The organism is Zavarzinella formosa DSM 19928 (assembly GCF_000255705.1).
Classification (GTDB): Bacteria; Planctomycetota; Planctomycetia; order Gemmatales; family Gemmataceae; genus Zavarzinella; species Zavarzinella formosa.
On record NZ_JH636439.1, the window covers coordinates 585128 to 600171 of the forward strand.

Sequence of the window (15044 nt, forward strand, 5' to 3'; positions counted from 1 at the left end):
CCCAAGACGAGACCGGAATGAAACTGACACGACATCACATTGACGGCGAGCGAACGCTCGCCGTCTTTATTGACTTTGAGAACATCGGGATCGGCCTCAATCTTCGCCGGGACCGGTTCGAGATCGGCCGCGTGTTGGAACGACTGGTCGAAAAGGGCAAGATTGTCGCCAAGAAGGCCTATGCGGACTGGAGCCGGTTCTCTAACTACACGTCGATGCTGCACGAATCGGCCATCGAACTGATTGAAATTCCCAAGCGGGCCATGACCGGGAAAAACTCGGCCGACATCCGCCTCTGTGTGGATGCGATGGACTTGGCCTATTCCAAGGATCACATCGACACCTTCGTGATCGTCTCCGGGGACAGCGATTTTTCCCCGCTCGTCTCCAAGTTGAAGGAACTCGGCAAGCACGTCATCGGACTGGGGCTGGCCGAGGCCACCTCCGATTTGCTGCGGGATAACTGCGACGAATTCATCTACTACGATGATCTTGATCGCGTCTCGGCCGCTTTGCCGCGGATGAATTCCCAAGTTTCCGAAGTGAAACAGAAGGTTTTCGGCCTGCTGATCGATTCCTTGCTCGCTTTGCGGCGAGAGAACAAAGAAGTGTTGTTTTCCAGCATGGTGAAGGACACCATGAAGCGGAAAAAGCCCTCCTTCAACGAGGAGTATCATGGCTACCGCACCTTTAGCGAACTGCTGGAGGAGGCCGCTTCGCTTGGGTTGATTGAAATCGAAAAGCACAAGACCAGCGGAACCTATGTGGTCACGCGGTTCGGCTCCGAGCCGCGTGCCAATCAGCAATCCGAACAGCCGACCCGCCCGCAGGCGTTAACGGGTCGGTTGAATCAACCGGCCATCGCGGCCCCGCGACCCGCCCAGCAACCGGCTCCCCCGCCGGGATCGCACGCTCAGGCACCGACAGGTCATCACAACCCGTCCCCAGTGGCTCCGAAACCGGTGCCGCAACAGCCCCCCCGATCCACGCAACCACCCGCCCCGCGACGTGGTCCCGCCACCCCGCCCCTGCCGAACAATGATCGTCGACCGCCTGTCGCTCCCAAACCGGCGCCCAAGCCGGTCGAACCGGAACCGGTTGACGACCACGTGCTTGACAGCATCGAAGGTCGATATCTCGATGATTAAGCCCGTCGGGCGTCGTTCGCTCGTTGGGTTGGTTTCTCCCTCCTTTCATCAATTCCCGGAGTTGCAGCCGTGCCGACCCTTTTCGGCGTGACCATGTTCATCAGTGCCACGCTGTTGTTCCTTGTCCAGCCGATGGTCGGCAAAATGCTTCTTCCCCTCCTCGGGGGGACTCCGGCGGTCTGGAACACCTGCATGGTGTTCTTTCAGGCCTTGCTGTTGGCGGGGTATTATTATGCCCACAAAATCACGGCCGGGTTCTCGCCCGCCAAACAAGTCACCGTGCATTTGCTGGTGATCGGTCTGGCGATTGCAGTGCTGATGATCGGAGCGGCGATGAGCGACAATGCTTCGCCGGTTCCCATTGCGAAAAGTCTTGCTCCGCAAGGAAGTGAGATTCCTTTCTTCGGCGTCATCGCCGTGTTAGGACTGGCCATCGGCCTGCCGTTCTTTGTGGTTTCCACCACCGCCCCGCTGTTGCAAAAATGGTTCTCCGAAACCGGGCACCCCTCCGCGAAAGACCCGTACTTCTTGTATGCCGCCAGCAACGCTGGAAGTTTGTTGGCACTGGTGGCTTATCCGTTTGTCGTCGAGCCGAATCTGAAGCTGGTTCAGCAGGCATGGTTGTGGGCCGTCGGATTCATCCTGTTGGGGGGGATGATCTTCAAATGCGGAACGGTGTTAAAACAAACGGCGGCTCCTGTCGAATCCGAGGCCACCGGCCAGAAAATGGACGATAACGATCCGGCTCCCTCGTGGGCGACTTGGCTCCGATGGCTGATTCTCGCCGCCGTGCCGTCGAGTCTGATGCTGAGTCTGACCACTGAAGTGACAACGGACATCGTGAGCATCCCGATGATCTGGATTGTGCCGCTCGGTCTGTATCTCATCACCTTCATCATCGTGTTTTCCAAGCAATACACGCCGTCAGTGCATCTGGCGGTTTCACTCATCACCCCCGTGTTGATTCTGCTGGTGGTCTTCATGCGGACGGCCCAGCATATTCCCAACACCTATGCCGGGCCGTCGTTTCGCACGACACTGGCCATTCAAGCGTTCATGTTTTTCATGATTACGATGACCTGTCACGGGGAATTGGCCCGCATCCGGCCTTCGACGAAGTACCTGACGAATTTTTATCTCACGATGTCCTTCGGGGGAATGATCGGCGGGTTGTTCAACGCGCTGGTCGCCCCGATCGCGTTCACGTTTATCAGTGAATATCCGCTGACGTTGATTGCCGCCTGCATGGTTCTCCCCCGGCTTTCCGAATTGACCGGGGACAAGAAGAAAATTGACGAAGACAAGGACGAAAATTATGGATTGGCCCCTAGGACTGCCCTTGCCAAAAGCGACATCGTGGCGTTGATTGTCCTGCCGTTGATTTTCTTCGCCATCGCCCGGTTGATGTCCGGCTTTTACCCGGAAGTGGTCGATCTGTGCCATTGGGTGATTAAGCAGACTGGAATTGTGTTGAACGCCTACACGGCAGCCACAATCCTGGCTTTTGGAGTTCCGACGCTGGCGACTTACTTCCTCGTGGAAAGGCCCCTACGGTTCGGTCTTTGCGTGGCGGCATTGTTCTTGGGGGTGTTTGTCACCTTTTTGAAAAACGAACGTGATGATGACGATTTTAAGACGGTGTATACCCGGAGCTTTTTCGGTTCCCTCAAGGTGGAGGGAAGCCACACTTATGTGCGAATGGAACTCGATACGCCGCAGTTGGAGCGCAAACAACTTTCGTTTATCAGACTGGTGCACGGGACAACGCTGCATGGCAAACAGCGAATGTTGCAAGTCAGCCTGGCCGAGGGGTTGCTGCCGCTTGCTTCAGACGATCCTTGGGCGATCCTCGCGGCGTCGGCCGTGGCCGAAAAACAATGGCGAAAGCCGGGACGGGAACCGCTGACGTACTACCATCAGACCGGCCCGGTCGGGGTGATGTTCGACGAGTTTTATGAAAAGATCAAACAGCCGAATGCGAACTCCGATGTGGCTTGCATCGGCCTCGGATCAGGCTCGCTTTCCTCCTACGGATTGCCCGGCCAGAAGATGACGTTCTTCGAGATCGACAACCATGTCCGTCGTCTGGTGGAACCGCCGAAATACTTCACCTATCTCGATCAGGCGAAGAAGCAAAAGGTGGATATCGATTTCCTGATGGGGGACGCCCGCCTGACCCTCGAAAAGCAACCGGCCGACCGCAAGTGGGGCTTCATGCTGGTTGATGCCTTCAGTTCCGATTCCATTCCGGCTCACTTGCTCACCAAGGAATCGGTGGCGTTGTATTTCAGCCATTTGGAGCCGAATGGTATTTGCGCGTTGCACATTTCCAATCGATATCTGAACCTTGAGCCAGTCGTGGACAAGATCGTTCGGGATGGCAATTATGCGGCCCGTGTGATGCACGACAGCGTACACCGAGACGAGGAATATTTGACCGGGAAAACCTCTTCGACGTGGATCGCCGTGGCGAGAAACGAAGAATCACTCGGCCGCTTGATGGACGATCCACGATGGAAACTTTTGGAAGTGGATCCGAAGGTCAGTATCTGGACGGATGACTTCACGCCGATTAAGAACATCCTGCAAGGGGATTGGGATATCTTTGGGAATTTGTTCGGGAAATAATGGCAATTCGTGGATTTGCACATTCTGAAGGCAGGCTGAATTGAAAAATACGGCCTGCCTTCGGATGACTCAAATGACCACACATCTTTGCACATGGCTGATGTCATTCTGATTGGGGCAAGCGTTCGGGCGCTGGCCGACTCGGCCCGGCGGGCGGGGATGTCTCCGCTGTGCGTGGACTTGTTCCGCGATGCGGACCTTCTCGCTCAACATCCCGATGCCATTCTCTGTCCCATCAATCAATATCCTTGGGGCTTTGTCCCCATTTTGGAAACGCTTCCCCCGTTGCCGGTGATTTACACGGGGGGACTTGAAAACTATCCGGACGTGATTGAAAAGATTGTCGAACGTCATCAAATTTGGGGGAATTTGCCGGAGGTTCTTCGCCGGGTTCGTGATCCGTTTCTCGTTTGCGAATATATCAGCGAGAGAGGGGGGCATTTTCCGGAAATCTCCCGTCAGCGTCCGAAGGGGCATGTCGGCGACTGGCTGAAAAAGCGCTTCGGTAGTTCCGCCGGCCGGGGGGTCCGTCATGCGGTTGATTCCGATACGGTTGATCCGGATTGTTATTTCCAAAAATGGATGCCGGGCCGTTCGTATTCGGCCGCTTTGGTCGGAGTCGGCCGTTTCGGATATCCAACGAACCATTCCCGGCATCAAACCCATTACGCGAATCTCATCGGGGTTTCGGAACAACTGGTTGGTTGCGACTGGCTCAACGCAAAACCATTCTGGTATTGCGGCAATATTGGCCCGATTGCTGTGTCTCCGGCCATAAGTGAGCAGATTGAAATCTTTGCCCAGGCGGCGGCACATTTTGACATGCTCGGCTGTTTCGGAATGGATTTCATCATGGAGGATGATGTGGCGCAGCTCCTTGAGATCAATCCTCGCTACACAGCCTCGAACGAACTTTATGAACGGTATTGGCCGGATCAATCTTCGCTCAAATTGCACTGTGACCCCGCGACGGAAAGCATTCGTCAATACGGCCAGTCGGCGATGAGGAATGAATGCTTGGGAAAAGCAATCTGGCACACGCCTTATCCCTGCCGGGCGATGTATCACCCCGAAGAGTTGCCGCCGGACACGTATGCCGACCTCCCACAACACGGTCAGGAGTTTGATGCCCACGAACCATTCGTGACCATTTTCGCCAAGGCTCTTGATCGCGATGCGGTCATTGCGAAATTGCGTTTCCTCGCGGCCGGGATTCCGAAACGATTCAAACTGGGACCACGATGAACGAATGATTTTGCCAAAAGGTTTTGATGTGAGTCAAAATGGCCGGCGAACTGTTTCTCATGATTTTATTCTGATAGTCATCTGAATTGTGATTGTTTGTTCACTACTTTTGCGATAGGATTTCTCTCCAGCGATCGTTTCCATTGACTCCATGGAAAATCCCCATGCGCGACCGGATTAGATTGTTGATGGTGGCGGCAGGCGTTTGCATGTCCGGCACACTTGGCCGTGCAGATTCACCCGCAATTGTCATCACTCCACGAATCGAAACAACCGAAGAAGAACTCCGCAAAGAATTATTGAATGTCCCCGATGTCGGGCTGAGCCAAAAAACGGCCGCCGAATTGTACATTGCCATCGGCATCCAGAGGGTAAAGAACCAGAGCGTCCGCCCTGATTGTGGCGGCGCGTTCTACGGGGAAACAATCAGCAAAACGGGAGCGTCCGCCCTGCCTTGGCTGAAAGGGGCCGAGGCGACCAAAGGGCGCGAAGAAGCGAAAACGCTCAACACGTTGTCAGTCAAATTGCGGACCAGAATGATGGAAGCTTCTCAGAGAGGGGCTACCCAAGTGAATCCGACCGCTTTGAGGCGTTTGGTGGCCATCGAAGACAAAGAAGATCTTCAGGGTGATGATTGGCAAAAGCCGGAAGCCATCCCCACTCTTGTCCAATTATTGCAAGCCGAGGATAAGGCAATTCGTGAGTTCCTTGTGGACAAACTTGCGGGAATCAAGAACAAAGCCGCCAGTGTTGCCTTGGCGCAACGTGCGTTGTTCGATTTGTCTCCGGAAGTCCGTGAGCAGGCGGTGCAAGCGTTGGCTGACAGGCCGGATCAAGACTATATGGAGGTTTTGCTGGCCGGGTTTCGTTATCCCTGGCCGGCGGTTCCCGATCATGCCGCCGAGGCTATTGTCGCATTGAATCGCAAGGAATATGCCGGAAGGCTTGTCAATCTTTTGAAGGAACCCGATCCAAGGCGTCTTATCAACGATGAGAGTGGCAAACCTCTTGTTCGAGAATTGGTTCGGGTTGGCCACATGAGCAATTGCTTGTTGTGTCACCCGCCTTCTTTCTCCGATCAAGATTACGCGCGTGGCCTCGTCCCCGCTCCCTACCAGTCTCCTCTGCCAACTTACCACACAGCCACCAAAGGCGCGTTCGTTCGGGCCGATGTCACTTACATTCGGCAGGATTTTTCGGTGGTCCAACCGGTGCCTGATCCGGTTAAATGGCCCGGACAACAACGCTTCGATTACTTTATTCGCACTCGTCCGTGGACGAAAAACGAAGTGCTTCGCTCGGCGACGCCTCGGGAAGACATTGATGCGAAAAGAGAGCCGGTTGATTCCGAGAAGAAAATTGGCTTAGGCAAGAATACCGAGGCGGAACGCTATCCGGAGCGGGGAGCCCTTCTGTTCGCCCTTCGCAAGCTCACGAAGCAAGATTTGGGAAAAACATACGAGGCTTGGGCTGCTGTTGTGAAACCAGAGAGACGGCCCGGTGAGGACTCCGGGGATGCCGACCTCAAATCTCGAACCGCACAACTTCTTGCCGCATTGATTACTTCAACCGATGAGAAGCGGCCGGAGTTGATTGCCTTGTATCGCGATTCAAAGGGGATTGAATATACCGACGCCTTGGCCGGCTCGCTGTCCAAATTGAAGGGGCAGGAACAAGTGTCGGCTCGGGAGGCTCTTGCCGACCGGATGACGCGGATGAAATCGGCGACGTTGCTTGACTATATGCGGCAAAGAGATCCCGAACTTCGCCGGGCGGCCGTCTTGGCGTGCGGCGGCAAAGACAAAGAACAATTGCCGGTGTACGCGGATGCGTTGATCCGGTTACTCTCCGATGAGGTTCCGATGGTGGCGCAGGCCTCGCATAAAGCGCTCAAGGCGCTATCCGGTCAGGATTTTGGCCCGGAAGACAGCGCCAATGCCGGAGAACGTCTCAAAGCCGTCACATCTTGGCGGGAATGGTGGATGACCCAAAAGAAATGAACTACATGTTTGATTGGAAATTCGTGAGTGCCTTGGGTCATTTTTCTTGTCGGGTTTATTCGGATGTTTCATCCGGTTCACGGGCGAGTCTGGGCATCGCCAGCGGAGTGAGCCAGATCATTCCGAATTCATCGGGTTGTTCCAGCGTGACCTCGCCTTGTTTGAGCAGTTCCAAGATGGCCAGAAAGTAGCCGATCAATCGCACCCGTGTCAGGGGCGGGGTGATCACTTCCGCGAGGGATAACCGGCCCCGCACCCCCAATTCCACGCGGATCATTTCCCGGTAGGACGACTGTGGCGTGTCATCCGAGCCGATTTCCAAAATCTGATGAGTGTGGGTTTCTCGCAGCAGGCGGGCGAATGCGCTCACCAAATCCCACATTTCCACCGGCCGGAACCTTGGGGAGGTCGCCCCCTCATTGTCTTCTGGCATGGTGCGGGCCACATGGAACTGTCGCTCTTCCGCAAGGCGTTCCAGTTCTCCCGCCGCTTCCTTGGTGCGACGATACTCGATCAACTGCCGGACAATTTCACGGCGGGGGTCGTCCTCCGGCTTGTCCGGTTGCTCTTCTTTTTGTGGCAACAACATCCGGCTTTTGATTTCCATCAATGTGGCAGCCAGCACCAGAAAATCACCAGCCCACTCGATGTCGATGGTTTGGATGAGCTGCAAATAGTCGAAGAATTCAGCGGCGATTTTGGCGATGGGAATGTCGAGGATGTCCACCTCGTTCTTGCGGACGAGGTAAAGCAACAAGTCGAGGGGACCATGATACGCTTCGAGATTGATCTGGTACATCGTCCCTGATGCCCGCCGGTCGGCGAAGTTCAGACGGTTTCGACATCCTGCCAGGACTTCACGTCGAAGCGACTGTGCGGCGTGACTCCGTCCAAGGCGGCATTATACGCATCTTCGCCGACCGGTCCTGTTTGGGGCAGGGCGTTCAGCGGAACTTGGGAGTATTCCCGGTAAACGAGGATCTCATCCTGGCTCGTGACATAGTCGCAAGGCGAGGACGGAATCGCCTGTTTGGCCAATTGCTGAAACTGGTGGGCGCTTTGTCCGGCCGGGCCGGCCACCAACACCATTTCCCTCCGTTCGGACGGAGGCAACACCAGCGGAGGGGTGGCTTGCTCAAACAACCAACCCATTGCCTGCGTCGCCGTCTTCATGTCCGGGAAGCGGGCGAAGAACATTTGAGCGATGTTGGCCGCTCCGAGACGCGGGGCGAAGAACTCTCTGGCCTGATCCTCAATGGTGGATTGGAGACTCGCCAGCAAAGTGGCCGAACTCTGGCACACGTTCAAGAGGGTGGTAAATTCCTTTTCAATGCGAATCTGGAGTCGCTTGTCGAACACACGAACATCTTCGGGCGTGATGCTTTTCTGGAGCGATTCCAAAGCCGCCTCCGGCGAGGCAACTCCCGGAGGAAGGAGCATCCGTTCCGGAGGGGGGACGTGGTCGTGACGTTCCCGCAGCATCCCGCGCATGATATCGGCAAGCCGCTGACGGCAGAATTCAAATTCCCGGAGTTGGTCGTCCAGTTGTGTCTTGGCCAGATTGAAGATCCGGCAGACTTGACGCAAAACCAGCGAGTGAAACCGCCATGTCGGGTAATTTCGCATCGCCTCGACGGCTTCGGTCAGGTTCGGCCGTCGGGGGCCTTTGGTCGTGGAAACGAACGACACAATCCGATAATACGCTTCAATGGCTTGGTGATTCAGGTGAGTGGCGTGCGGTTCATATTGTTGGAGAAGTCCTTCCAGCCGGGCCTTGATCTGCCGGATCACCTGCTCGGCCCCCACGAACCGGTAGTCCGGATGTTCCAGCAGGGTGGTGGCCAGCCGCATGATTTTGGGGACGTACTCAGCAGCCTGCCGGTCGGCGGTTTCCTGAAGCAACAGTTCCAGCGATCCGACAGATCGTTGCATGGAATGTTCGTCCGGCATGCCGACCAGTTGCAGCAGTTTGGCCAGCGTCTGATTCATGCGGGTCAGGTCGGGTTCCCGGTTGAACCAACCCTTCTTGGCGAACGGTTGAGCCTCGGCCGCGAAGAAGGCCTCGGCTGGTTGTCCGAAAACTTGCTCGCTGATTTGCTGCACGTTGCCGACGATGATTTCCGGCGCCAGTCCCTCCACAATCCAGCGTTGATTGAGCCAGTTTTCCACATACTGGCCGATCATCTGCGGATCGCTTTCGATCCAACGGGCCAACACAGACGCGGAAAGGTATCGGGAGGCTCGTGCAAGCAGCATCTGCTTCGGCCAGATGAACGAACTTTGCCCGATCACGGACAGGTTCAGTTGATCCTTGCCATGGGCCGTGTGATGCCAGCGGTTGTCGTCGGCTGTCCGGCCAAGCGGAGTGAACAAATCGCGTGCAATGATCGAACCGGCCCGCCGGACCAATGCTTCAAACAATTGCTCGCCACCCGCAGACCCCTTGGAAACAACGGGTGTCGGCAGGATCACGCAACGAGCAAACGGGGGGGCCGGATCGCTGACCCGGCCTTCCCGTTCATCGTAATGAGCGGTGAAAACCGTGTCCTCCTGGCTGTAATGATGCATTTCCCGAAGGGCCGCATAGGTGTTTGCCATCGCCGGACCCTTGGCCTGCCGATCGGCAGAAGGGATGATAAACACCCCGATAACCTCGGGTTCCAGATAGCCTTCCTGCCGCAATTTGTGACGAGCCGCGTAAGCGGCGTCCAGAAACATGCCCCCGCCGGTGCCGCCGGCGAGATTGCACACGACATAGATCAGAGGCCGGTTGGATCGCAGGCCAAGCTTGGTGTGCCGTTCGGCGTTGGCAAGTGTGTCCGTGTGTGTGATTGATTGGATGTCCGACGCGATTCGCTCGCCAAACAGCCGGTAATGATCCATGAACGCCAGCCGGCCCAGCGAGCGGATGCCAAGTGTCTCGGGGGTGCGTGGAATCTTGTACAGTGTTTGCGGATCGAACCAACCTTCGACGAGTGACCGGCCGTTTCGCCGGGGTTTCATGTAGTGCGCCGCCCGGTTTAGCCGGGCCGGGATCACATCCGCGGACGGAAGAGCACCGGGACCGTCTTGGGTGGCGGTATGAAGGGTTTCGGAAGCGGTGTCGAGGAAGATCGTGCGCACATGGGGCGCATGATCCATGTGTCCGATGAGTTCTTCGGAGGATCGTCGGAATTCCCGAAGGATGTGCAATCCGGTTTCGCCAAGGCCGATCACGATGGCGGGAACCAAAAGCCCGTCACCCGTATGTTCCGGCGGGGCGGTTTTATGGGTCACTGGGGCATCATGCACCGTGTAAGCCGACGGACTGACCAAGGCTTCCGGCCGGCGAAGATGCAACTCCGTTTTCGGGTTTTGTGCGATCGGCGTTTGGACGATGGCCCGAACCTGTGAACCATCGGACGAAGGCGAACCGTCAGACGAACTGGGAGTGTGGCGAATGTTCGACGGGGTGTCCACCCGCGATCCCGTGAAAGACGGACCGCTGACAGTCACCGAATAGGAAGACCCGCCGGAGCTGGCGAGTGCCCGCATAAAGTCATGGCAACTGGGAAAGCGATCCTCGGGCTTCTTCGAGAGCGCCCGGCCGACAGCCTCCCGGTCGGCGGGGGGAAGGCTGGCGAGGTTCGGAGCCTCCCGGATGTGTTGCATCAGCAACTGCTGCCCGCTGGTGCCGTTAAAAGGCCGGATGCCGGTCAACAATTCTTGGTAAACAATCGCCAGACTGTATTGATCGCAGTATCGGGTAAGCTTGTTTTCAAAAGTTTCGGGAGCGGCATAAACAGGCGTCACCCCGCCGGTGATCACGCCCTGCATCCCCTCCAGATCCTTGACCAAACCGAAGTCCGCGACCTTCACGTGGTTATAAACGAGGAACAGATTCTGAGGCTTGATGTCGAGGTGCTGTAGCTGGTACTGATTGTTCATCAGATCCAGAACTTCGGAAGCTTCCTCAAGATATCGCTGCAATTCAGCCCGAGGAATTCCGGGCAGGTCTTGTGACCGGCATTCTCGAAACCGATCCCAAAGATTACAGTCGGCCAGTTCGGTGACAATGAGCAATCGGCCGTCGATGATGTCGTATCGTTCGATGGAAAGCAGGTAGGGATGCCGAATGGCTTGGAGACGTTTCAAGGCGCGGAGTTCCTGCTCCGCGTGTCGTGAACCGTTTTTATCGACGGACCGCAGGTCGCCGTGAATGATTTTGATGGCCTTGAACAACCCACCGGGGGCTTCAGCCTTCCAAACTTCGCCAAAACCGCCACCGCCGATTCGCTCGATCAGGCGATAGCCGGGGATGGCCTCGACGTTCGGCTCGACTCGGAGGGACATGCTGGCATTTCCAATTCGGGCGGGGCCACGGATTATCCGGCGTGGATTTCGTGGTGCTGAAAATTAGAGCATGAACCTCCTGTCTGCAAACAATCCGAAAAGGTTCCCGAACCTTTGTGGAAACTATCCCCCTTGCCTGATTGGAATAACCAGCAATATCAGAATTGATCGGTCAGACGTTCAGGTTTTTGGCCAAGGAATATCCTTCCGAGAGTATCGAACTTCGCCAGTCGGTTCGTTGACCGGCAGGGAGCCGGGTGTTTTCGTGAAGAGTGAGGCCGGATCGACGCCCCGGCATTCCCGGAAAATCCACAATTCTCCGGAAGTCTCCGAGCTAACAAAGGCCGTGCCGCCCGCCAGCCCCTTGGCATGGTTCAGCAGTTCTTCCGTTCCCTCTCCCCTCGGCAATCCCACGACAGTGATCGCGGGACTCACGGACCCCGGCAGAAGGGCGAATTGTTTGGTCGAATCGTCGAAGGCCTTGCTTAACAAACTGCCGCCATCATCCCGCCAGTTCGCATACGCCGTGCCGTATTCGAAGATTATCGGCTCGAGAATTCGCCGGGTCTGTTCTCCAAGCAACTGAAGGAAACTTTCGCCATACTCTTTGGGCTTCAAGCACATGTTGACAAGACCGCGGCCCTCGTGCCGGATCTTTGCCTGGAGAATTTGCTCCAGTTCCCGCCGGGTTTCCAAGGAGAGTAACTTCAGCACATCGTCAGCCAGTTCGGCAAGAGAGTCAGACTTCTCGCCAAAGTACATCCGCACGCCTTCACCCGTTTCGGCAACCACTCCCCGCAAGTCAGGTATTTGTCCGATGTAGTTTTTCAATTGTGTGCGGCATTGCTGGACTTCCCGGTTATATTCCGGCAAGTTCGTCCGCAATGTCCGATAGACTGAAAGAATCCGTCGCAGAACCTGCAATTCCAAGCGACGGCCCGCCCACTCCAGCACATCGCCGATGGTCTCCTCAAAAGCCGCCGTCCGCTTTCCAAGTCGGCTGATCCCGGTGTTCACGGTCATGCCAAGGAGTGAAAAGATCCCGGCATATTCGTCTTGTGTCTGTTCATCCAACACAAGGATTTTCCGGTCAATCGCATCGAGATTTTCTGAGATCCGTTCCTCCAGACGACGGATGAACTGATCGGCCGCAGGCAACCGCAAGCTCGGTTGCTCGATCAGCATGACGACGCTGGTGACGAGTTTGGTGTCTGTCTCCAGAATCCATTCCTTTTCCCGCTTTTGAAGGACCCCCTTCACCCGGCCAGGAAACTCCTCTTCCTCTCGGCCAACACGACCAACCACATCCAAGATTCGATGGATGACTTTGGTCACCTCATCGCTATCCGGGGGATTCTTCTTGTCGCGGTTCCGGAGTGGTTCGAGCCATTCGCCAACCAATTCGACAATGGACTGTCCGAACTCTTTTTTCGCCGCCGCCAGGAAGATATTTCGCAACGAATCAACGGACAAATCTCGCTCAGCCCAGACGCCTTCAAAAATCGTGTCAAGTTGAGGGCTGGAATACCCGTCGCCCGGACGGCACCAGTCGCCAAGAATCGTTCTGTTCAGTTGGTTGGCGCAAGTCCTGACAACGACGTGATGCGGCCAGAGCGAGCTGGTGACCGTCGAGACACAAAATGAATTGGCAGGGGGATTGCCATCGTCCGGATGAGCGAGTCGTCCTGCTTGGGTGAACGCCTCCGAGTGGAGCAATCCGGCCATCCGCTCGCTGACGGGCCGACCTCCGGGGAGTGAATCGCTGTTTGGCACCAACTGGCATCGGCGAAATGGTCGTTCTTTGTCGATAAGCGGTTTTTCGCGGGTGTCAAACACGCTTTGATAGGTCGTGGAAGTGCTTTCAAAGTGGGCCAATTCCCGGATCGCGGCTTTCGCATTTTGATAACCGGCCGAGGATCGCAACGGAGGCAATCCAAACATCCCCAAAACATGCCCGGCGGCGAAACCCATCGAAAGAAGTTCCCGCCGGATCAAATAGGCCAGATCGATCATCATGCCAGACGCCGTTCCACCCGCAAGCGAACCGACCAGATAAATCCGGGGCATGTTGGTGCGAAAACCGAGTTGCGTGATCTTGTCGGCTTGAAGAACTCCCTCTGGCTTGAGAAATGCCTCCAAGGCTCCCCGGACTCGGTGGCAAACGATCTGGTAATGATCGCAAAGGGCCAGCCGTCCGAACGCCCGGTTTCCTTCGGTGAGATAGGAACGGGGCATCTGATATAACAAATCGCTCGGCAGCCAGCCTTCGACGCTCGGAAGTCCCTCCCGGTGAAGGTAATGGGTGGGACGTTGAAGCCGGGTGAGGACAACCTCTTCCGTTTCCCACCCACCCCCGTGTAGAAAAGACTCGACGTTGCCGGGGTCCGTGTCGATGGCCAGCCAGCGAATGTTCGGAAGCCGGTCCCGGTCATACCGGGTTTGAAGAATTCCCCGCAGGGAACTGAGCGTCCGCAATCCACAACCACCCAATCCGACAAACATCACGGGGCACAAGACGCCTTCGCCCCGACGCTCCAGCGGCGCCGACGGCTTTTGAAGATGCTTGGTGTCCGGCGCCAAGGGGCGGTGAATGGTGATGGGGGCGACGAGATTGTTCTCTCGCTGGCCTGGCGTCACCAAGCTCGGCAACTTCTTGTTATTGGGATCTTGTTGATCTTGCGATGTCCGGAAGAGTGGCGGGGTGATCGCGTGAGGCAACACCTTTTTGGAGGTGGAACGCGGTGTCACCATCTCCATAAGTTGTTCGGCGGAACCTTCCGGAACCGGAGCCGGGGTGTTTGGCTCTTTCAGGGCCTTGATGAAGGCCGTGCAGGTGGGATAGCGGTCCGTTGGAATTTTCGACAGGGCGCGGGCCACGGCTTCCCGGTTGCTCTCATTCAGCGGACTGAGATCCGGGGCGGCTGAAAGATGCTGGAGGATTAATTGCCGCGTGTTGGTGCCGTTGAACGGCCGCCGACCCGTGAGCATTTCTTGGTAAACGATCGCCAGACTATATTGATCGCTGTGCCGACTGACCCAGCCCTCGAATGTTTCCGGCGGGGCGTAGGTCGGGGTGACGCCGCCGGTCACGGCGGCCCTAGCACCGTCGAGATCTTTCGCCAGACCGAAATCGGCCACCTTGATGTGGTTGTGGACCAGAAACAGGTTCTGCGGTTTGATGTCGAGGTGCTGGATCTGGTAATGACCGTTCATCAGATCCAAGGCTTCAGCCGCTTCCTCCAGATACTTCAGGAGTTCGTCATGCGGGATGCCCGGCATCCCCTGCAACACACACTCGTTGAAGCGGTCCCAGAGATTTCGGTCGGCCAGTTCCATCACGATGAGCAATTGCCCGTCGATGATGTCAAAACGTTCCAAGGAAAGGATGAACGGATGCCGGATCGTTTTGACCCGGTTCAGCGATTTGTATTCTTGCTCGGCGGCTTGTCCGGAGTCTCCAAAGCCTTCCAAGTCCCCGAAGACAAACTTGATGGCCTTGAGAATTCCACCCGGCGCTTCGCACTTCCAAACTTCTCCGTAGCCTCCCCGACCCAGCCGTTCCAGAAGGCGGTAACCGGGAATGGGTTCGGTGTTCGGCTGAGTTGGTACGCTCATGGAATGCAAAATCCAATCGCCGATGCGATGACGGCAAATCCCGCGGGATGGGATTTGGAGCTACCAGAGATATAGT

At 56.4% G+C, this 15044-nt stretch carries 7 protein-coding genes; 4 read left to right on the forward strand and 3 right to left on the reverse strand.

Annotated elements, in window-relative coordinates; translation table 11 throughout:
* The first annotated feature begins 17 nt into the window (after nucleotides 1-17).
* From BGIM_RS67750 to BGIM_RS0103385, 4 genes are all read left to right on the forward strand, one after another.
* Nucleotides 18-1148 carry an NYN domain-containing protein gene (locus BGIM_RS67750; RefSeq protein WP_020468387.1) on the forward strand — a complete coding sequence of 377 codons (1131 nt, stop codon included), beginning with the start codon at nucleotides 18-20 and terminating at the stop codon, nucleotides 1146-1148.
* A 69-nt stretch (nucleotides 1149-1217) separates the two neighbouring features.
* A complete protein-coding gene (locus BGIM_RS0103375) occupies nucleotides 1218-3776 on the forward strand; it encodes a fused MFS transporter/spermidine synthase family protein (protein ID WP_020468388.1) in 2559 nt (852 codons plus the stop codon).
* Nucleotides 3777-3869: 93 nt separating this feature from the next.
* Nucleotides 3870-5021, forward strand: a complete 1152-nt coding sequence (locus BGIM_RS0103380; RefSeq protein ID WP_020468389.1) for an ATP-grasp domain-containing protein — start codon at nucleotides 3870-3872, stop codon at nucleotides 5019-5021.
* 164 nt (nucleotides 5022-5185) lie between these two features.
* The gene (locus BGIM_RS0103385) at nucleotides 5186-7021 is read left to right on the forward strand and encodes a HEAT repeat domain-containing protein (protein ID WP_020468390.1); all 1836 of its coding nucleotides are present in this window, start codon (nucleotides 5186-5188) and stop codon (nucleotides 7019-7021) included.
* Between the two features lie 55 nt (nucleotides 7022-7076).
* On the opposite strand, the gene BGIM_RS48495 is transcribed toward BGIM_RS0103385, so the two are convergent.
* The 3 genes from BGIM_RS48495 to BGIM_RS0103400 all read right to left on the reverse strand — a co-directional run bounded on the left by BGIM_RS48495 (nucleotide 7077) and on the right by BGIM_RS0103400 (nucleotide 14968).
* Nucleotides 7077-7820, reverse strand: coding sequence for a segregation and condensation protein A (locus BGIM_RS48495; RefSeq protein ID WP_020468391.1), 744 nt, complete (start codon nucleotides 7818-7820; stop codon nucleotides 7077-7079).
* A 29-nt stretch (nucleotides 7821-7849) separates the two neighbouring features.
* On the reverse strand, nucleotides 7850-11353 hold the full coding sequence (locus BGIM_RS0103395) for a tubulin-like doman-containing protein (RefSeq protein WP_029629702.1): 3504 nt from the start codon (nucleotides 11351-11353) through the stop codon (nucleotides 7850-7852).
* Nucleotides 11354-11533: 180 nt separating this feature from the next.
* Nucleotides 11534-14968, reverse strand: a complete 3435-nt coding sequence (locus BGIM_RS0103400; RefSeq protein WP_029629703.1) for a tubulin-like doman-containing protein — start codon at nucleotides 14966-14968, stop codon at nucleotides 11534-11536.
* Between the last annotated feature and the right edge of the window lie 76 nt (nucleotides 14969-15044).

Coding starts and splice junctions, on each gene's coding strand:
- BGIM_RS67750 (WP_020468387.1), top strand. CDS start 18: ATGAAACTGACACGACATCACATTGACGGCGAGCGAACGCTCGCCGTC.
- BGIM_RS0103380 (WP_020468389.1), top strand. CDS start 3,870: ATGGCTGATGTCATTCTGATTGGGGCAAGCGTTCGGGCGCTGGCCGAC.
- BGIM_RS0103385 (WP_020468390.1), top strand. CDS start 5,186: ATGCGCGACCGGATTAGATTGTTGATGGTGGCGGCAGGCGTTTGCATG.
- BGIM_RS48495 (WP_020468391.1), bottom strand. CDS start 7,820: ATGTACCAGATCAATCTCGAAGCGTATCATGGTCCCCTCGACTTGTTG.
- BGIM_RS0103395 (WP_029629702.1), bottom strand. CDS start 11,353: ATGTCCCTCCGAGTCGAGCCGAACGTCGAGGCCATCCCCGGCTATCGC.
- BGIM_RS0103400 (WP_029629703.1), bottom strand. CDS start 14,968: ATGAGCGTACCAACTCAGCCGAACACCGAACCCATTCCCGGTTACCGC.